Genomic DNA, 19,213 nt, shown 5'->3' with positions numbered 1-19,213 from the left:
ACACGATGACCACAGACCGGCGGTGGAAAGCCACTCCGCGCCTCCGCCGCCGGTCTGTTGTCGAGTACACCCAGATTCTCCGGAAGGAACCGACCAATGAATGACACGCGTCTCCCCGTCACCGTGCTGTCCGGATTCCTCGGTGCAGGAAAAACGACACTCCTGAACCAGATCCTGCGCAACCGTGAAGGCAGGCGCGTCGCGGTGATCGTCAACGACATGAGCGAGATCAACATCGACAGTGCCGAGGTCGAACGAGAGATCTCGCTGAGTCGATCACAGGAAAAGCTCGTCGAGATGACCAACGGCTGTATCTGCTGCACGTTGCGGGAGGATCTCCTCGACGAGATCAGAACCCTGGCCGCCGACGGACGATTCGACTACCTCCTGATCGAATCGTCCGGCATCTCCGAGCCCCTGCCCGTCGCCGAGACATTCACGTTCATCGACACCGACGGGCACGCGCTGGCCGACATCGCGCGATTGGACACCATGGTGACCGTTGTCGACGGCCACAGTTTCCTCCGGGACTATCGGTCCGGCGGCCCCGTCGAGGCCGACGTCCCCGAGGACGAACGCGACATCTCCGATCTTCTGGTCGATCAGATCGAGTTCGCCGACGTGGTCCTGATCAGCAAAGCCGACCTCGTCTCCGCCGAGCACCTCGCCGAGCTGACCGCGCTGATTCGGTCGCTGAACAAGACCGCGGACATCCACGCGATATCGCACGGACACGTCCCACTCGACGCCATCATGGATACCGGCCTGTTCTCCTTCGACAGGGCAGCCCAGGCACCCGGCTGGCTGCAGGAACTGCGGGGCGAGCACACCCCCGAGACCGAGGAATACGGAATCGGTTCGGTCGTCTACCGCGAACGCGCCCCCTTCCACCCGGGGCGGCTACACCGGTTCCTCACCGGCGACTGGACGAACGGCAGACTTCTCCGCGCCAAAGGGTACTTCTGGAACGCCGGCCGGTTCACCGAGATCGGCAGCATCTCCCAAGCCGGCCACGTGATCCGACACGGGTACGTCGGCCGGTGGTGGAAGTTCCTCCCCGACAGCTACTGGCCGGAAGACGACTACCGCCGCCAGGGAATTCTCGACAAATGGGAAGAACCGGTCGGTGACTGCAGGCAGGAACTCGTCTTCATCGGCCAGGGCATCGACGCCGGCACACTCCGGAGCCAACTCGACGACTGCCTCCTCACCACCGAGGAGATCGACGCCGGCCCCGACACGTGGTCGGGGTGGCCCGACCCCCTCGGCGCCGGTCACTCCGATCACGTGACCAGCCAGGTAGCCCAGACGAGCACCATCTGATCCTGTGACCAGCGGCACTGGTCAACTCTGCCCAATGTGAGTTCTGGTTTGGGCAAACTTTGCCAATGTCCGAAGGTGCTCGCCCTCATAGCGTGGGCTGCGTTGGAGTTCCGATCGCCAAAAGCTGATCTCGACTACCCCGCAAGCCACGTATAGAGGAGATGTCAATGCCCGAAGCAATCGAGGTCCGCAAGGTTCCCCTGCACAGCGTGTCCGACGCCGGCGAGCTGGCGAAGCTCATCGACGACGGCGTGTTCGAAGCGGACCGCGTCGTTGCAGTCATCGGCAAGACCGAGGGCAACGGCGGCGTCAACGACTACACGCGCATCATCGCGGACCGGGCCTTCCGTGAGGTCCTCTCCGCCAAGGGCAGCCGAAGCGCGGACGAGGTGGCCGAGGTGCCCATCGTCTGGTCCGGCGGTACCGACGGTGTGATCAGCCCGCACGCAACGATCTTCGCAACCGTACCGGCGGAGAAGGCCGTGAAGACCGACGAGCCGCGACTGACCGTCGGCGTCGCGATGAGTGAGCAGCTTCTCCCCGAAGACATCGGTCGCACGGCGATGATCACCAAGGTGGCGGCGGCGGTGAAGATGGCGATGGACAACGCCGGCATCACCGACCCCGCCGACGTGCACTACGTGCAGACGAAGACGCCGCTGCTGACGATCCACACGATCCGGGACGCCAAGAGCCGCGGCGAGACGGTGTGGACCGAGCACACGCACGAGTCGATGGACCTGTCGAACGGTGTTACGGCACTGGGAATCGCCGTCGCTCTCGGCGAGATCGACATGCCGGGTGATGCCGATGTCATGCACAGCCGGGACCTCTACTCGTCGGTCGCATCCTGCTCCTCGGGTGTCGAGTTGGACCGGGCTCAGATCGTGGTGGTGGGCAACGCGCGCGGTGTCGGCGGACGCTACCGGATCGGGCACAGCGTGATGACGGATCCGCTCGATCAGGACGGCATCTGGTCGGCGATCCGGGATGCGGGACTCGAACTGCCCGAGCGGCCCCACACGAGCGACCTGGGCGGCCGTCTCGTCAACGTCTTCCTCAAGTGTGAGGCGAGCCAGGACGGGACGGTGCGCGGCCGCCGCAACGCGATGCTCGACGACTCGGATGTGCACTGGCACCGTCAGATCAAGTCGTGCGTAGGCGGTGTCGCATCGTCGGTCACCGGTGACCCGGCCGTGTTCGTGTCCGTGTCGGCCGCACACCAGGGCCCGGAGGGCGGCGGCCCCGTCGCCGCCATCGTCGACCTCGGCCAGTAGTTCCTGGTCGCACCGCGAACGAGGGTGCGTGGCCGCCACCGGGCCGCTGCGCACCCTCGATCGCCGGTCATCGCTTCCGAAATCGTCGAGAGGTTCACAAGTGTCACACGTCATCGATCCCGTCGACGCAGGCGATTCGCCCCGGACTGACGTCGAACCCTTCGGCGGTCCAGGAGGATACGACGATCTCGTCATGTGCGACGCGCTGACGCTCAGCGGCTTGATCAAGAGCCGCGAGGTGTCGTGTGTCGCCGTCATGACTGCCTATCTCGACCACATCGCACGGCACAATGGCAGTGTCAACGCCATCGTTGCCCTGCGGGACCGGGACGAGTTGCTGGCCGAAGCGCGCGAACGGGACCATCAGCTCGCCGACGGGCACTACCTCGGCTGGATGCACGGGTTCCCGCACGCCGTCAAGGATCTGTCGGCGGCCAAGGGGCTTCCGTTCACGTCCGGATCACCCATTTTCGCCGACCGGATCGCCGACGCGGACGATCTGTTCGTCGCGCGGATCAAGGCGGCGGGTGCCATCGTCATCGGCAAGACGAACACCCCCGAATTCGGGCTCGGGTCCCAGACGTACAACCCGGTGTGGGGTACGACGGCGACACCGTACGACACGTCACGCACCGCAGGTGGAAGCAGCGGCGGTGCCGCCGCGGCCCTGGCATTGCGGATGGTCCCGGTTGCCGACGGCAGCGACTACATGGGTTCACTGCGAAATCCACCGGCCTTCAACAATGTCGTGGGATTCCGTCCCTCCTGGGGACGCATCCCGGAGGCAGGCTTCATCGCTCAGGGCGCGGTGGTCGGCCCGATGGGACGGTCGGTGGCCGATGTGGCGCAGCTCCTGTCGACGATGGCAGGGCCCGACGCAGGCGCCCCGCTCGGCATCGGCGAGGACCCCGAGGTCTTCACGCGGAACCTCGAACGGGACTTCCGCGGAACGCGGATCGCATGGGTGGGCGACTGGGACGGGTACCTGGCGACGGAACCCGGAGTTCTCGAGCTGTGCGAATCCTCGTTCGACGCATTCCGAAACATCGGCTGCCGCATCGAGGCGGCGCTCCCCGATTACAAGCCCGAAGACATCTGGCAGCTCTTTCTGAGATGGCGCTGGTGGGCACAGCTCGGCTTGGTCGACCTCTACGACGACCCGCAGACTCGCGAGCAGATGAAGCCCGAATTCGTGTGGGAGATGGAACACGGAATCGCGCTGTCCGCGCTCGACGTCACCAAGGCTGCGACGGCCCGCAACGACTGGCAGGCCGCCCTCACGAAGATGTTCGAAACGTATGACTACATCCTCGCGCCCAGTGCTCAGGTATTCCCGTTCGACAAGTCCACACACTGGCCCACCGAGATCGCCGGCCGGCCCATGGACACCTACCACCGGTGGATGGAGACCGTCGCACCGTGGACGATGACGAGCCTCCCGGTTGCCGCGATGCCGGTCGGTTTCGATGGCCGCGGGCTCCCGATGGGAATTCAGATAATCGGCCGGCACGGCGCTGACCGCGCCGTCCTCCAACTCGCCCACGCGTACGAGCAGAAGACGAAGTGGACGCAGCGCGTGCGTCCGCCCGCACTCCTCTCGAGCTGAGCTGCACCCGTGGACGCAGTCGATCTGCCGTCACCTGCCGGCTACGCGTTGACGATTCGGGAGGTGCTGACCCTCCCCAGCTTGGCCGGCTCCACGCTCGTCGCGGGGGCGGGCGGACTGGAGCAGACCGTTCAGCGGGTCAACGTCATCGAGGTGCCGGACATCCTGCCGTGGGTGAAACCCAACGAACTGTTGATCACCACGGGGTTCCCTCTGCGACATGCAGATTCGGGCGAGCCGTTCGATCCCCTCGCATTGGTCGAACTCGTCGAGGGCCTCGCCCGGTGCGGCGCAGCCGCACTCGGCGTCAAGGAGGGCCGGTACCTCGGCGATCTCCCTGCCGCGATGCTCGAGGCATCGGATCGGCTCGACATTCCACTGTTTCTCATCCCGCACGACATCGGTTTCGACGAGGTGATGTCCGAGGTGTTCACACACCTCGTCGATCGGCAGGCGTTCGCCCTCGACGTTGCCGATCGCATGCACCGTGCGTTGACGAAGATCGTCCTCGAAGGTGGCGACCTGCCGCAGATCGCGGACGAGGTCGCCGCGCTGTTCGACGCTGCGGTGCTGATCTGCACACCGGACGGGCGGGTCAACGCGTCAGCGGGTACGACGGCCACCCTGCAGGTATTGGAGGGGCTGCCGCTGTTCGACCCGTCCGGCCGGCTTCGCACCGAGCGTCTGCACCACGGCCTGCAGTCGGCGCCGGGCACGGAGGCCGGCCAGATCGCCGTCGCGCCGGTTCACGCAGGCGGGACCGAACACGGCGTCATCGTCGCCTTCGTGGGCGACGGCGGGTTGGGCCCCGTCGCCGTGCAAGCGCTGGAGCGAGCCGCAACCGTTGTCGCGTTGGCGGTGACCAAGCAACTCGCCGTGTCGGCGGTCGAATCAAAGTTTCACGGCGACTTCCTGCGCGACGTACTCAACGGGAATGCCGGCACGGTTGAGCAGATTTCGGCGCACTGCGCGCAGCTCGAATGGGACGTGAACCGCGCCATGGTGGTCGTCGTCGCGGAGCTCGACCCGGACCCCGCTCGCTCGACCGCCGGCCCTGCGATTCGGCCGCCGGGTGCCGGACGGATGCCGCAACAAAGACTCACTGCTGCCTGGAAACAGGTGGTCCGGCGCAGGGACCGCTACGCACCGGTGGTCGGGTTCAGCCACGAGGTGGTGGTGTTGATGCCGGTCGGCGACGAGGGCTCGAGAGTGGTCGTGGACGATCTGATTGCTGCCGTCACCGGTGACCGTGGAGGCGGCAGGCATTCGTTCTGCACCGGCGTGAGTCGGGTCATCGACTCGGCTGCCGACCTTCCGCAGGCGTACGACCAGGCACGCAAGGCAGTGACGGTGGGGCGGCGCATGCGCGGGAACGGTTCTGTCGCACACTTCGACAGCCTGGGCGTCCACAGACTGCTCTCCCTGGTCGACGACAGCGCCGAGCTCCGGTCGTTCGCCACCGAGATCCTCGGGTCGCTGGCCGGCGACGCAGACGAGGCGATCGATCTCCGCCAGACGATGCAGGCACTCCTGGACACCAACTGCAACGTCGCCGAGACTGCACGCGTCCTGCACTTCCACTACAACACGCTGCGATATCGAATCGGCAAGTTGGAGAGCATCGTCGGCCCGTTCACAACGGATCCCATTCTGCGCCTGGATGTCGCGCTCGCATTGAGGGTAGTGGAGATGGAGGGCTTGTGACCGAGCACCACGATATTCGGGCCGGGCGGCGAGAGCATCGGCGATATTTGCTCAACTGGTGGGAAATCTTGGTAAATGGCTACCATCCCCGCACCCGGGCATCGGTGGAAAGCTGAGCGCAGCGTGCAGAAACAGCGCCGATGCAAAGTCCCGCGGATGAACTCGTCCTCTCCGACCACCGCTCTGTGATAGGACAGCAATGAACGCTCTGCTCTACCCAGGCATTGTGCTTCTCATTGTCTCCCACGTGCTGATCCCCCCGTCCCTTCTCCGTGTCCACACCGGAACCAGTCACCTTCTGAGCTGGAATGTCACCCTGTCGGTGACGGGTGCGGCGACGATGCTGGCGAGCGCGCTGACTTCCACGGATGCATCGATGGGGCAGCGTTGGGCCACAGCGCTTGCCGGAGTTCTGTGCGGCGGCGTCCTGGCTGTGACAATCGCAGTGTTGCTCAAACCTCGATCCGCCTGATCGGGCCGCGGCTCCGCTATTCGGCGCGCTCCGCGACGAGTGCGGCGAGGCCGTCGAAGATCCGGGCCAGGCCGAATTCGAGCGCGTCGTCCTGCCCGGACGAGGAGCGGGCGGAGGCGAAGGCGGCCGCCGCCTCGGGATAGCGTTCGGAGTTGTCGGTGAGGATTCCCGTCATGATCGCGTTCAGGGCGTTCTCGGGTGTGTCGGTTTCGGCGCCGGGGCCGTCGACTGCTGAGCGAGGCTGCGGACGTGGCCGGTGATCAGGACGACCGAATCCAGTCGTTCTCCGCCGGTGAGCCCGGTGCCGCTCAGTGCCGAGAGGCCGGTTTCGAGCCAGCCCAGTTCGTTCGGTCCCATCACGCGGGGGCCGACGGCGACGTCCACGACCCACGGATGCCGTCGCAGACCAGCCCACATGCGCAGTGCCCACTGTGTCGAGGTCACGTTCGAGAAGTCGCACGCACGCCGCTTCGATCTGGTGTTCGGCGCGGACGGCATCCATTCGGCCGTGCGCAAACACCGGTTCGGGCCGGAGCAGGACTTCGTCCGATTCCTCGGGTACTACTTCGCGGTCGTCGGCACCACGGACGCGGTGACTGCGGCGTCGCCCGACCGGGACCGCGCGACGGGATGGATGTACAACGAACCCGGAAGGATGGCCGTCGTCGGTGGACCGAAGGCTCCCGAATTGTTCGTCTTCGCCTCCGACCCGATCGACTACGACCGCGGCGACATCACCGAGCAGAAGCGACTGCTGGCCGCCGCGTACGCAGGTGCGGGCTGGCGCGTGCCCGGGTTGCTCGCGCACCTCGACGACGCACCGGACTTCTATCTCGACTCGATCGCGAGGGTCGAGGCCGATACCTACACCGCCGGACGCGTCGCCCTACTCGGCGATGCCGCGTACGGAAACACGCTGGGCGGCTTCGGAACCGGACTCGCCCTCGTCGGTGCGCATGTGCTGGCAGGCAGGCGAACTTGCCGCCGCGGGTGGCGACCGCGTGGCGTTCGGGCGCTACAACGAGCAGATGCACCGGTACGCGAAGGTCGCCCGCAAGGCCAGCGCTGGACCGTTTCTCGCGCCGAAGTCGCCGACTCGCATCAGGCTGCGGAATTGGACGTTCAAGTCCAAGGCCCTGTTCGGCCTGATGATGAAGCTGACCGACTCCTTCGCCACCGACATCGACCTGCAGGACTACCCGGCGCTGCGATCAGCTGGGTGTCCCGGCAATGTTGACCATCCATGAGATGCCGAATTGGTCGGTACAGGCACCGAATTCGTCTCCCCACATCTGCTTTTCGAGGGGCACCGACACGGAGCCGGCGTCCGAGAGCTTGGCCCAGTAGCCGCGGAGCAGGTCGCCGTCGTCGCCGCTCAGGCTCACCGCGATGTTGGTGCCCGGGTTGTGTTCCATGCCGGGCGGCGTGTCTGCCCCCATGAGGGTGAACCCGTTCTCGGATTCGAGCATGGCGTGCATGATCTTGTCGGCTCCCTCGGCGTCCGGGGCGCCGAACTCACCGAATGTGCTCACCGCCAGGGTGCCACCGAAGACGTCCTTGTAGAACTCCATCGCCTGCCGAGCGTTGCCGTCGAAGCTGATGTAGGGGTTGAGACGAGAGGTCATGAGGCATGCTCCTTCTAGGTGCCGGAACCGACAGCAACGACGGTACAACGACCGACCGACACGATGTGGGGAACGCAAACCTCGGCAGTGCACCAGGCAAAGCAGGGCACCAGGCGATTCAGGGCACCAGGTGTCTCAGCCCACCGCGACGGTCGCGAACGCCGCCCACAGCACCGGCGAATGCTCGATCGTCCGTTCGTCCCGCCAGACGGCGACCCGGTCGCGTTGCCACGCGCACAGCGCGCCGACCGCGTCGGGCAGTTCGTGCGCCGCGTCGATCGAGCAGATGGCGTCCTGCAGCGGGCGGGCGTGTGGTGCGGCGCCGGCGATGCGCTGGAACGCGAGGTCCGTCGGAAGGGCCCAGCGGCTCGCGGTGACGAGTTCCGCCCCGCCGGCGATCATCGCGGAGACCAGTCCGAGGGCCTCGCTGAACCGCAGGTCGCCGCCGCTCTCGCAGGCGATGAGCGCAACCCGGCTCGGGATCGGCCACAGGTCGGCGCCGCGGATCGGTTCCTCGGTGAGCGTGTGCGTTCCCAGCAGGAGGTCCTTCGCGGACAGCGGCCGGTGCGCGCGCGTCGGCTCCGCGAACCCGACGGCGTCGGCGGAGCAGGCGAGGTGCAGTTCCGCGTGCTCGCTCTGACCGGATTCGGGCGCCGCCGCCGTGACGTGCCCGACGTACACCAGCCGGCGTGCGCCCTCGCGCAACGCTGCGCCGAGCCATGCCCGGTCGACGTCTTCGCGGCGGAACACGTCCAGCGGTCCGTCCACGGCGGGAAGCAGCCGGTCCTCGCCGGCGTACGTCGCGACCCGCTGCGACAGCGGGCTGTCCGCGGCCATCCGCCCCAGGACGGAACCGAGAACCGAATCGGCGCGGAACCCCGGCACCCGGGGGTCGAGGACCGCGACGACGGGGAGCCGGTGGCCGTCCGTCCAGGTTCGGACCGGGCGACCGGGTGAGTGCACGATGCTGAGCGGGGCCAGCAGACTGACGTCCGCGATGTCGACGAGACGCAGGCCGGCGTCGGGGGCGATCAGTTCCCACGGCACCTGAGCGACCCGGGGTGACGGCTGGATCCGGAGATGGGGGCGCACGCCGCGGGTGAACAGCTCGTGCAACTGCCGGGCAAGGCCGAACGGGAGAAATGTGCGCGAGAGAAGTTGAGCCAGATCGTGTTCGGACTCGTAGCCGGAGAACGCGCCCGCGGTCAGTGAACGGTGCAGCCCCTGCGGGTCTGTGAGGTCGGGCAGGGCCCGGGCCAGCGCGGCGACGGCCTCGTCCACCTGCGCGGCGGGGGCTACGCCGACCCCGCCGGGGTGGGAGTCGTGGGTCCACCGCCACGACGTGTACAGGTCGCCGGCGTCGGCCATCCGCACGATCGCGGTGGGCTGCTCGGGCGAGGTCGGCGGGTGGGGCAGGTGAGTCGGCACCGCCCCAGCATTCCCTACCCGCCTGGCATCTTCACCGGCAAATAGATCGGCTCCCCGAGCAACCTCCGACTTCCGGTCGCCTGAACCTCGACGTGGAATATCTGAACTAGTTCTGATGTAATGGCGCGTATGAGCAAGTCGACCGCCACCACCACGTTCTCCGACTTCTTGAGGTCGCCGAAGGATGTACTCGGCGTCCTCGAGGACAACGGTGAGGTGGTGTTGACGCGTCGGAACGCGCCCGCTCTGCGGCTGACCCAGGAATCGGCGAGCCGTGCGGAATTGAGCACTCTCGGCGTCGTGGGACAGCTATTCGCCGCCTCTCTCGACGAGGCGGCCCTCGATCGTGTCGCTACCCGGCTCGCGGTGGCACTGCCGTGGATCGGGTTGCTGCCGGCGTCGTTGCACGCGGAGTTCGTCGCGGAGTTCCAGGACACGGCCCGGGCCTGCATCGCGGTTGCCCGCTTCGACCGGCTCGCGATTCTGCTCGAAGCGTGGAGGGCCACCGCGGAGGCGTATGCCGACCCGCGCCTGACTGCGGACGGTTCCGATCTGGAACATCTTGACGTCGCCGAGGTGGTCGCGGCGCCGGGCCGCGACGCGTGAGCAAGAAGGGCGGATCGGTCCCTCGTCCGATCGAACGTGCCGAGTGGCAGCTGGTGTTCGTTACACGTGACGCGGAGAAGGGCTGGACGGATCTGTTGGCGACCGCTCGCAATGCGACGGTCGATGCGTGGGACACCCTTACCCTTGAACCTGCAGTGGAGACACCGCGGCTGTACCAGCTCAAAGGTGACTATGCCTACGGCACGCACAACGGGCGGAACTACGCCCGCTACCAGTACAAAGTGACCAATGGTGGGCGTATCTGGTTCTTTCTCGACCCGGCTCCGAAGGGCGGCAAGGTCGACGGCCGGGTCCTGCTCGAGCGATACGAGCCCGGCCATCCGAAGGAAACCGAGTAAGCACGACCGCATGTGATTCTGCGGCCGCTGCGGGTCGGCGCTGTGGCTGGTTTCAGCGCCTCGAGTACTCCCCGCGAAGCGACTTACCCACACCGTGCCCGGCACGGTGTGGGTAAGAAGTCGCGTCTGTTGGACCGCAGTCGTGCTTCGTGAGTGCCTCTGACGCAGGGGCGACCGAACTAGCCGACGGTTGCGGCCGCGGAATCCTCGGCAGGCACACCCGTTCGGATGAGCCGATCGAATGCGCTCAGCGCTGCCGTGGCTCCGGCACCGGCGGCGATCACGATCTGCTTGTACGGCACGGTGGTGCAGTCGCCGGCCGCGAACACGCCGGGGACCGACGTCTGGCCGCGGTCGTCGATCGCGATCTCGCCGCGATCGGACAACTCGACGCTGCCGGCCAGCCACTCGGTGTTGGGCAGGAGACCGATCTGGACGAAGACACCCTCGACGTCGAGCGTGTGCGCGGTATCGGTCGTGCGGTCCTGGTACGCCAGACCGGTGACCTTGTTGCCGTCCCCGACGACCTCCGTCGTGAGCGTGCTCAGGAGGATGTCCGCGTTGGGGAGGCTGCGCAGCTTGCGCTGCAGCACCTCGTCGGCGCGGAGCACCGAGTCGAACTCGATGAGCGTGACGTGCTCGACGAGTCCGGCGAGATCGATCGCGGCCTCCACTCCGGAGTTGCCGCCACCGATCACGGCGACGCGCTTGCCCTTGAACAGCGGTCCGTCGCAGTGCGGGCAGTACGTGACGCCCTTGTTCCGGTACTGGTCCTCGCCGGGCACGTTCATCGAGCGCCACCGTGCGCCCGTCGACAGGATCACGGTTCGCGCGAGAAGCGAAGCACCGCTTTCCAGTTCGATCTCGACGAGACCGTTCTCGGTGGCGGCGGGCACGAGCTTCGCGGCCTTCTGGGTGTTCATGATGTCGACGCCGTACTGGCGGACGTGATTCTCGAGCGCAGATCCGAACTGGGGGCCCTCCGTGTAGGGGACGGAGATGAAGTTCTCGATCGCCATGGTGTCGAGCACCTGGCCGCCGAAGCGTTCGGCGGCGATGCCGGTGCGAATTCCCTTGCGCGCGGCGTACACCGCGGCCGCGGCACCGGACGGGCCACCGCCGACGACGAGCACGTCGAACGGGTCCTTCTGCGCGATCGCGGTGGCGGCGCGGTCGGCGGCACCGACGTCGAGCTTGCCGATGATTTCCTCGAGGCTCATCCGGCCGGAGCCGAAGAGTTCGCCGTTGACGAACACGGTCGGCACGGCCATGATCTGGCGGCCGTCGACCTCGTCCTGGAACAGGGCGCCGTCGATCGCGACGTGGCTGATGCGCGGATTGAGCACGGACATCAGGTTCAGGGCCTGCACCACGTCGGGGCAGTTCTGGCAGGACAGCGAGAAGTACGTCTCGAAGTGGAAGTCGCCGTCGAGGTTGCGGACCTGCTCGAGCAGTTCGGGGGACTCCTTCGACGGGTAACCGCCGACCTGGAGCAAAGCGAGTGCGAGCGAGGTGAATTCGTGGCCGAGCGGGATCCCGGCGAAGCGGACCTCGATGTCGGTGCCACTGCGACGGACGGCGAAGGACGGGCGGCGCGCGTCGTCGTCGCGGCGTTCGTAGGTGACCTTGTCCGACATCGCCGCGATCTCGGTGAGCAGTTCGGCGAGTTCGGTGGACTTGGGACCGTCATCGAGTGAGGAGACGAGCTCGATCGGCAGGGTCAGCCGTTCGAGCAGGGACTTCAGTTGGCCGGCGAGCGAGGCTTCGAGCATGCGGATCTACTCCATCGATCGGGGAGGAAAGGGATCGGAAACCGGAAACCAGCTGTGGGCGGTCCGGAAAGTGTTGGTGCGACACCGATTGCCCCTCACGGGAGCGGAGCACCGGGAACCGCGCGCACGGGCTCAGAAGTTCTGAGCCCGTGCCTACGGTCGACTGGGCTACGTCAGATCTTGCCGACGAGGTCGAGCGACGGAGCGAGCGTCTCTTCGCCCTCTTCCCACTTGGCGGGGCAGACCTCGCCCGGGTGCGACCGGACGTACTGAGCGGCCTTGACCTTGCGGACCAGCTCGGCGGCGTTGCGGCCGATGCCTTCCGCGGTGACCTCGGTGAACTGGATGACGCCGTCGGGGTCGACGAGGAAGGTGCCGCGATCGGCCAGTCCCTCGTTCTCGCGCAGAACCTCGAAGTTCTTGCTGATCTCCTGCGTAGGGTCACCGATCATGGCGTACTTGATCTTGCCGATGGTGTCGGACGATCCGTGCCACGCCTTGTGCGTGAAGTGGGTGTCGGTGGACACCGAGAAGACCTCGACGCCGAGACGCTGCAGTTCCTCGTGGTGATCGGCGAGGTCGCCGAGCTCGGTCGGGCAGACGAACGTGAAGTCGGCCGGGTAGAAGTAGAAGACAGCCCACTTGTCCTTGATGTCGTCCGCGGACACGGTGATGAACGCGCCGTCCTTGAAAGCGGACGCCGCGAAGGGCTTGATCTGCGTGTTGATCAGGGCCATTGGAACCTCTATTCGTAAGACTGGAAGCCGACAGCGACGAGGCTATCCAGCAGTTTGGAATAGGTCCAATCTATGAGACCTATTCCATAGATTGGATGGGGCTATCAATGACCGTCGAATCGGACACTGTGCAGGTCAGCGCGGGTATTCACCCACACGTCCGGAGGTGGTCGCCGGGGGCGCGGTGTGACCACCATGACACCCTTCCGCCCTGAATCTCCGCGCAGGGAACGGAAAGCGGGGTCACCAGGCCGGCACCACGCGGCTGTCGCGGACCTCGCGCCCATAGCGTTCCTCGGCGGCCGCGATCGCGGAGCCCAGCACGATCCGTCCGTCCGACGTCACGGTGAGCCGCGGGGGGAGGGGCACCGGCAGGCCGGCGCCGGCCGCGACTCCGGCCAATGCGGCGCCGAGCAGGAAGGAGCCGTCGGTGTCGGCGGCGCCGACCGGGGGAGGGTCGGGCAACTGCAGGGGCGGTCGCGGCGCGGTGCCGTGCCCGGCCCGGCCGATGTCCACCGTCGTCCCCGCGCACTGCGCCTCGACGAGATCGGCGACCAACCGGGCGTCGCCGGAGGCGTAGGCGAGACGGAATGCCAATTGCATCGCCGGATCGGCGATCTCGCGGTTCCACTGCTCGCGCTGTCGGCCGTTCGGAAGTGTGTATCGCACGGCGTCGATGGCGATCGCCGCAGGTACGGCGAGCGCGGTGGCCCGTGCCCGGGCCGCATCGTCCGGTGTGCCGGCGGCGGTCAGCGCGGATTCGAGGAGGGTCGCGTGCCAGAAGTCGACCTGCGCGCAGTGCAGTCCGAGCCCCAGTTCGCGGTACGTGGCGAACGCGGCGGCGAGCAGTCTCTCGCCCTCGCCCGGTCGGCCCTCGGCGAAGGCGACGGTGGCGAGGCGCGTCTCGACGTCCGCGACGTCGAGTACCGCGCCGGACCCCCGGAAGTAGTCGAGGCTGCGGCGGTAGAGCGCCGCAGCGCGTGCGGTGTCGCCGCGTCCCTCGGCGAGAAATGCCAGCACCTTCGATCCGATTCCCGCCCGGTGGCCGATCCCGGCCCGTTCGAAATACGACTGACTCGATTGCAGCAGCGGTTCCGCATCGTCGAGGCGACCCGCGCGGACGCGCATGATGCCCAGGTTCTGCTGCGTCTCGGCGACGGCGTTGACGTCACCCGCCGTCTCGAATGCGGCGAGCGCCTGCCCGGCGAAGTCGTCGGAAAGGTCGAAACGCCCGGTCTCGAACTGGATGGCAGCGAGATTCATCAGCGGATGGCCCGCGAGTCCCGGCGCGAAACGCACTGCCGCGTCGAGGGACTCGGTGGCCACGTCGGCCGCGTGCGCCCACTGCTGCCGATGCATCGCGACCGCGGTGAGCGACAACAGACACGCGACCCGCAGGTCACCCTGGTCTTCGCCGCCGGCCGCGAGCAGCTCCCGCGCCTGCTCGAGCGCGCCCTGCGCGCCGTCGAGATCGCCGACGTGCTGCAGTGCCTGCGACAGGTTGACCAGCGCCGCCGGACGCATCCGGATCGCGTCGGCAGGCATCACCGCGAGGGCCGCCCGGTAGAGGTCGACGGCCTTCGCGTGCTCGCCCAGTTCGTCGGACATGCTGGCCGCATTGATGATCGCGCTCGTCCGGAGATCACCGGTGGCCCCGGCGGCGACCTGCTCGAACGTCCGGAGCGCCTCGGCGACGTCGCCCCGTGAGTAGGCCGCGGCTCCCGCGGCAAGAAGGTCACGGCCCGTCTGGTCGTCCATGTCAATAGTCCGAATCCGAGGCGGCCGCGTCTATCTCGGCGAGCAGCGGCGCGTCAGGTGCGTCTTCCGGAGTCGGCTCCGCGGCCCGCCGCAGCCGCAGACGGGCCAGGGCCCGAACCCGCTCCCGGACGCCTGGACCTCCGACGTCCGCGGAACCGTTCACACCGAACCCGGGCAGATACACGTCCACGGACACTCCCGCTTCCGCACCGGGTGGTGCGTCCGACTCGCCGAACCAGACGTCGCCCGACAGGTGCAGCGCGACATCGACGGCGCCGGATGCGGTGCCGATCAGGGCGCGGGGGCGGACATGATCCGGCACGGGTTCGGAGACATTCGGTGCCGCAACGACACTCACGCGCAACGCGGTGTTCCCGGAGGTGCGCACCACCTCCCACGACACCGCGCGCTCGGAACAGTCGACGAGACCGGGTGGGTACCGGCGCCAGTCGGATCCCGTGATGCCCCGCGCCAGCACGAGGGTGCTCGGCCGGGTCGCGGTCGCGGCGCCCGCGGCGAGCGCGTAGTCCTCGGCCCGCCCGGGACGGTCGGCGGGCGCGGGTCCGCTCGGCGCGAGCGCGTCGTCCCCGTCGACGAGCAGATCGCAGTCCTCGACGAGTGTCGCGATCTCGCGGTTCACCAGCCCCGCGTCGAGCGCCGGGATACCGTCGACCGTCGACGTCGGCCACCACCGCGCCGCCCAGTGCGCGAACGCGAGGCGTCGGGCGCCCGCGGCCACCCGCGGCCGGGCCGGTTCGGCCGTGACCTCGCTCCCGGTCTCGCCCTCGGCCACGGCGAGTGCCACCTCCTCGCCGAACACCGCCCACATCCAGTTCTGCGCCGAGTGGACGTCGTCGATCACCGCGACCGGGACGGTGTGTTCGGCGAACACACTCCACGACAGGTGCCCGCCGAGCACCTCCAGCACGGTCACGTCGATGCCCGGGGCGTCGTCGAGGACGCTCGGTGCATTGTCGGGGGCGATGATCCAGACCCCGTCGGGGGCGCGGTCGATCCGCACGGTGCCGGTGGTCAACTCGCCCTCGATTCGGGAGCGTCCGCCGCATCCGCGAGCGGAATTACGCTGAGCGCCTGCTTGACCCGCATCCGGTGGTCGAGGATGACCGACCGAGCCACACCGTCCAGGACATCCCACAGTTCGCCTGGTTCGAGGACGGAGAACTCGCGGACGTCGCGACCGTGCAGGCGGACCCACAGGCGGCGGAGGTAAGGCCGCCACGGCTCGCGGAGTTCGGCGGCGATGGCCGCCAGCGGATTCGTGTCGGGCAGCGCCGCCGCGTCGACGTTCACGGTGAGGCGGCGCGCCTGCAGGACGTACGCCTCGCGTTGCCAGCGACCGTTGATCACTCGGACGGCGGTCGTGTCCGTGGCCGCGGGAGAGGGTGCCGTCCCGATCGGGCGGAGACCGGTCGCGAGTGCCGCGCCCGTCGTCGCCGCGACCCGCAACGACTCGTCGAGAAGAGCCCAGGGCGAGCAACTTCGGGCGATCTCGGTGGTGACCAGTTCGTGGATCGGCGGTAGCTCCGCACGGTCGGTCGACGCGCGGAGCACCGTGAAGACGCGTTCGTGGACGGAACGGTCGAAGGGCAGCCCGAGCGCCGAGGTGGACGCCGACGTTCCGAGGCGTGGCGGTCCGGGGACGGGATGCACCGTCAGGCCGAACCGGTGAGCCGAGACCTCGGTCGTCCACAGCGCAATCCCGTGGTGGGTTCCCGCGTGGCCGGCGATCAGGTCGTCGAGGGCGTGCCGTCCGTCGTCACCGTCCTCCTCGAGCCGCGCGCAGGGACAGGCGTCGAGGACCGCGGTCACAGCGTCGGCGTGGTCGCCCGTCGCGGCGCCCGACAGCGGTCGCCGCCCCCACGCGAGGTCGATGAGGGCGCTCAGTTCCCGTGCCCGGGCCGGGTCGGTGACGTGGGCCTTCAACGCCTGCGTGGTGCGGCCGGCGGCGACCTCGTGCACGTCGCGCAGCGTGTCCTCGGCGACGGACTCGTCGCGGAGCGGATCGGGTGCGCCCGAACCGGTCGCGAGTTCGAAACACCGCTGGAAGTACAGGTCCTGCGGATTGCCGTCCGTGATGCGCAGCGCCCGGCGGACCCGTTTGAGCAGGATGAACCAGGCGGCGGTGGCCCGCAGTACGTCGGCGGAGGCGTGCACCCGGGTGGCGAGCAGCTGCGCCCCGTCGGCCGTGACGATCGGACCGGCGCACAGCGGGTTCTGCACCGGACGGATGACCAGCGGATCGAGGATCAGTTTCACCGTGCGGCTCAGGGGTCCGCCGTCGGGCCCGCTGAGCGGTTCGACGCCGTCCAGTTCGCGCCACACCTCGTCGAGGACCATCGCCCGCGGTCGGCGAGCAGCCGCTGAGCCCCTCGGTCCCGTCCGCATTCGAGCAGGTTACCGCAGGCGCGGCCCGCCGACGCAGCGAGAAATCTGGGATCGGTAGGGCGCGAGACGTTCCTACCCTTCTCACATCGGCTCCAGTCCGCGAGCCGAGGGAATCGACGACGGGCGCCGAGCGCCCCTCACGAAACGTGAAGGACGGATCATGAACAAGATCGTTCGGACTCAGAAGCGCGTCTACACCGCGGGCATCGTCGCGGCGGCCGCCGTCGCCCTGCTCGTCTCGGGCTGCAGCGACACCGGCGACAACTCCGGCGGGGGAAGCTCCGAGCAGACCGTGGCGAGCCCGGCGGGTGCGTCCACGGCCGCGGTCGACGGCAAGGCGCTGGACGCGAACTTCGACGCGACCTGCGCCAAGCAGGGCGACACCCTGGCCCTGGCGCTGGCGGACACCGGCAACGCGACGTACGGAGACCTGGCGGTCTCCGCGACGATCACCGGCACCGACACCGTGCAGGCGGTCGGGATCGCCGGCAGCAAGGGTGGGTCGAACGGCCTCCCGTACGCACTCGGCTTCGGGCAGGGCATGCCGGGCGGCTCCGCGAAGGTCGTCAAGGACGGCGACACCTACACGGTCACCGGCGAGGGCGTCGGGGCGCCCGACATGAGCAACCCGGCCGCGCCGAGTTCGGCGAAGTTCGACATCACGTTCGCATGCTCGACCGTCGTGGGCGGCTGAGCCCCCGCCCACCCCGGGACGCGCGCGGAGCCACCTCGAGTTCGCGCGCGTCCCACCTCCCCCAGTTCAGGCACCCCCAGTTCAGGCACGGAAAGGACACCTCGTGAAGAAGATCGTGCGTACCGCCGCCCTGGTGTTTCTCGTCGGCTCGGTCGGCTACTACCTCTGGCACGGCCTCGGCGATCGGGGCCGGACGAACTACGGAATCGACGCGCTGTCGTGGGTCGGCCCGCAGATGATCTGGCCGATCGTCGCGGTCAGCGTGGTCGTGGTGTGTTTCGCCGTCACCGGCGACAGCGTGCTGGCGGCGTTCACGGGCCGCAACAGTGCCGCGTTCCGCAACGGAGCCGTCGGGATCGGGACGGTGCGGTCGGTGCGTCAGACGGGCATGACACTCAATGACCAACCGGAAGTGCGGATCGACCTCGCCGTGGAGGGCGACGACGGCACGATGTTCGAGTCACACGCCAGGATGATCGTGCCGCTGACCGAGTTGGCGCTTCTCCGTCCGGGTGTCGTGCTCCCCGTCCGCTACCTTCCGGGCCGCACCGACAAGGTCGAGATCGACCGCTCGGGAGACGTGGCATCGGCGCAGGACGCGTTGAACCGATCCATGATTCGGCAGGGTGTCACCACCCCGGGCAAACTCGACATCGCGGCCCGCGGCATCCCCGCGCAGGCGGTGGTGCAGTCGCTCAGTGTGCCCGGGGAGATCCGCAACGGGAATTCGAAGGTGGAACTCGGGCTGGCGGTCACCCGGCCCGACGGCACGACGTTCACCACCCGCGTCGAGAAGTTCATGCCGCCGCGCACGGTCGGGTACGTCCAGGTCGGCAGGGTGGTGACGGTTCACTATCTGCCGGGGAACGAGCAGGAGGTCGTCCTCGCCCTGCCCGCGAATGTGTGACGGGCCCGCAGCCGGGTCAGTCCTCGTCCCGGGGCGGAAGTCCCAGCGACCGGACGAGGCGGAGGAGTTGTTCACGCAGCGGCCCCACGTCGCCGACGGCGGCGGTGAGGGCCGCGTCCTCCTTCTCCAGGGTCAGGAGGTGCTGGTAGATCGCGCGTCCCGGCTCGGTGATCGCGACCCGTTTGCGGCGCTCGTCGTTCGGATCGGTCTCCCGGGTGACGTACCCGCCCCGTTCGAGGCGGTCGATGGTTCGGCTGATGGTCTGATCCGTCACCCGCGAGGCCTTCGCGATGTCGCGTTGTGAGGCCGGCCGGCCGGCGATCGTGTGCAGGCAGATCAGTCCCGCGTGGGTCATGTTCTGCGATCGGAGAATGTCCTCCCACGAGTGCTCGACCAGGCGCGCAGCCGTGGACAACAGCCGTCCGGTGGGCCATTCGTCCATGCCGTCGCTCGTCATTTCTTCGCCTCCATTTGCAATTTGCTCAGCAGGCTGAACAAAATAGGATCGTCGCAATCCGGACATCCGGTCGTCGAACCGT

The 19,213-nt window shown here is 67.9% G+C and carries 20 protein-coding genes; 10 read left to right on the top strand and 10 right to left on the bottom strand.

Annotated features, from left to right (window positions below; translation table 11 throughout):
- Positions 1-96 precede the first annotated feature (96 nt).
- The 5 genes from P3H15_RS15180 (at position 97) to P3H15_RS15160 (ending at position 6,382) form a co-directional block, all read left to right on the top strand.
- A complete protein-coding gene (locus P3H15_RS15180; protein ID WP_276137998.1) occupies positions 97-1,323 on the top strand; it encodes a GTP-binding protein in 1,227 nt (408 codons plus the stop codon).
- A 167-nt stretch (positions 1,324-1,490) separates the two neighbouring features.
- Entirely contained in the window at positions 1,491-2,600 is a 1,110-nt protein-coding gene (locus tag P3H15_RS15175) for a ring-opening amidohydrolase (RefSeq protein ID WP_276137997.1), read from the top strand.
- 100 nt (positions 2,601-2,700) lie between these two features.
- Positions 2,701-4,206 (top strand): amidase, encoded by a 1,506-nt coding sequence (locus tag P3H15_RS15170; protein ID WP_276137996.1) that lies wholly within the window; start codon positions 2,701-2,703, stop codon positions 4,204-4,206.
- A 9-nt stretch (positions 4,207-4,215) separates the two neighbouring features.
- The gene (locus P3H15_RS15165; RefSeq protein ID WP_276137995.1) at positions 4,216-5,910 is read left to right on the top strand and encodes a PucR family transcriptional regulator; all 1,695 of its coding nucleotides are present in this window, start codon (positions 4,216-4,218) and stop codon (positions 5,908-5,910) included.
- Between the two features lie 199 nt (positions 5,911-6,109).
- Positions 6,110-6,382, top strand: a complete 273-nt coding sequence (locus P3H15_RS15160) for a hypothetical protein (protein ID WP_276137994.1) — start codon at positions 6,110-6,112, stop codon at positions 6,380-6,382.
- Positions 6,383-6,398: 16 nt separating this feature from the next.
- Here the strand turns inward: P3H15_RS15160 and P3H15_RS15155 are convergent, their stop codons facing one another.
- Both P3H15_RS15155 and P3H15_RS15150 read right to left on the bottom strand, forming a co-directional pair.
- Positions 6,399-6,557 (bottom strand): hypothetical protein, encoded by a 159-nt coding sequence (locus P3H15_RS15155; RefSeq protein ID WP_276137993.1) that lies wholly within the window; start codon positions 6,555-6,557, stop codon positions 6,399-6,401.
- An 8-nt stretch (positions 6,558-6,565) separates the two neighbouring features.
- Positions 6,566-6,766, bottom strand: coding sequence for a hypothetical protein (locus P3H15_RS15150; protein ID WP_276137992.1), 201 nt, complete (start codon positions 6,764-6,766; stop codon positions 6,566-6,568).
- A 31-nt stretch (positions 6,767-6,797) separates the two neighbouring features.
- On the opposite strand from P3H15_RS15150, the gene P3H15_RS15145 reads away from it, so the two are divergent.
- The gene (locus P3H15_RS15145; RefSeq protein WP_276137991.1) at positions 6,798-7,619 is read left to right on the top strand and encodes a hypothetical protein; all 822 of its coding nucleotides are present in this window, start codon (positions 6,798-6,800) and stop codon (positions 7,617-7,619) included.
- Here the strand turns inward: P3H15_RS15145 and P3H15_RS15140 are convergent.
- Entirely contained in the window at positions 7,594-8,007 is a 414-nt protein-coding gene (locus P3H15_RS15140) for a VOC family protein (protein WP_276137990.1), read from the bottom strand. The genes P3H15_RS15145 and P3H15_RS15140 overlap by 26 nt on opposite strands.
- Before the next feature lie 135 nt (positions 8,008-8,142).
- The gene (locus P3H15_RS15135) at positions 8,143-9,375 is read right to left on the bottom strand and encodes a CHAT domain-containing protein (protein ID WP_346348781.1); all 1,233 of its coding nucleotides are present in this window, start codon (positions 9,373-9,375) and stop codon (positions 8,143-8,145) included.
- 189 nt (positions 9,376-9,564) lie between these two features.
- On the opposite strand from P3H15_RS15135, the gene P3H15_RS15130 reads away from it, so the two are divergent.
- Complete coding sequence (locus P3H15_RS15130; protein ID WP_225858052.1) at positions 9,565-10,041, top strand: hypothetical protein; 477 nt, start codon at positions 9,565-9,567, stop codon at positions 10,039-10,041.
- Positions 10,038-10,400: a hypothetical protein gene (locus P3H15_RS15125; RefSeq protein ID WP_276137988.1), complete on the top strand. Its 363-nt coding sequence runs from the start codon at positions 10,038-10,040 to the stop codon at positions 10,398-10,400. Before P3H15_RS15130 ends, P3H15_RS15125 begins: the two co-directional genes overlap by 4 nt.
- Positions 10,401-10,579: 179 nt before the next feature.
- Here the strand turns inward: P3H15_RS15125 and ahpF are convergent, their stop codons facing one another.
- The 5 genes from ahpF to P3H15_RS15100 form a co-directional block, all read right to left on the bottom strand.
- Complete coding sequence (gene ahpF, locus P3H15_RS15120; RefSeq protein WP_276137987.1) at positions 10,580-12,172, bottom strand: alkyl hydroperoxide reductase subunit F; 1,593 nt, start codon at positions 12,170-12,172, stop codon at positions 10,580-10,582.
- Between the two features lie 173 nt (positions 12,173-12,345).
- Positions 12,346-12,909: an alkyl hydroperoxide reductase subunit C gene (ahpC, locus tag P3H15_RS15115; RefSeq protein WP_072944388.1), complete on the bottom strand. Its 564-nt coding sequence runs from the start codon at positions 12,907-12,909 to the stop codon at positions 12,346-12,348.
- 243 nt (positions 12,910-13,152) lie between these two features.
- Positions 13,153-14,667, bottom strand: coding sequence for a tetratricopeptide repeat protein (locus tag P3H15_RS15110; protein ID WP_276137986.1), 1,515 nt, complete (start codon positions 14,665-14,667; stop codon positions 13,153-13,155).
- 1 nt (position 14,668) lies between these two features.
- Positions 14,669-15,703, bottom strand: a complete 1,035-nt coding sequence (locus P3H15_RS15105; protein WP_276137985.1) for a hypothetical protein — start codon at positions 15,701-15,703, stop codon at positions 14,669-14,671.
- The gene (locus tag P3H15_RS15100) at positions 15,700-17,025 is read right to left on the bottom strand and encodes a hypothetical protein (protein WP_276138093.1); all 1,326 of its coding nucleotides are present in this window, start codon (positions 17,023-17,025) and stop codon (positions 15,700-15,702) included. Before P3H15_RS15100 ends, P3H15_RS15105 begins: the two co-directional genes overlap by 4 nt.
- A gap of 208 nt (positions 17,026-17,233) precedes the next feature.
- On the opposite strand from P3H15_RS15100, the gene P3H15_RS15095 reads away from it, so the two are divergent.
- Both P3H15_RS15095 and P3H15_RS15090 read left to right on the top strand, forming a co-directional pair.
- Entirely contained in the window at positions 17,234-17,767 is a 534-nt protein-coding gene (locus P3H15_RS15095) for a lipoprotein LpqH (RefSeq protein ID WP_276137984.1), read from the top strand.
- 103 nt (positions 17,768-17,870) lie between these two features.
- A complete protein-coding gene (locus P3H15_RS15090) occupies positions 17,871-18,674 on the top strand; it encodes a hypothetical protein (RefSeq protein WP_276137983.1) in 804 nt (267 codons plus the stop codon).
- Positions 18,675-18,690: 16 nt separating this feature from the next.
- On the opposite strand, the gene P3H15_RS15085 is transcribed toward P3H15_RS15090, so the two are convergent.
- The gene (locus P3H15_RS15085) at positions 18,691-19,131 is read right to left on the bottom strand and encodes a MarR family winged helix-turn-helix transcriptional regulator (RefSeq protein WP_276137982.1); all 441 of its coding nucleotides are present in this window, start codon (positions 19,129-19,131) and stop codon (positions 18,691-18,693) included.
- Between the last annotated feature and the right edge of the window lie 82 nt (positions 19,132-19,213).

Origin of the sequence: Rhodococcus sp. T2V, assembly GCF_029269925.1 — a bacterium.
GTDB lineage: Bacteria > Actinomycetota > Actinomycetes > Mycobacteriales > Mycobacteriaceae > Rhodococcus_F > Rhodococcus_F koreensis.
Note: the sequence above shows the minus strand (reverse complement) of the source record. Positions and strands in the feature narration are given on the sequence as shown.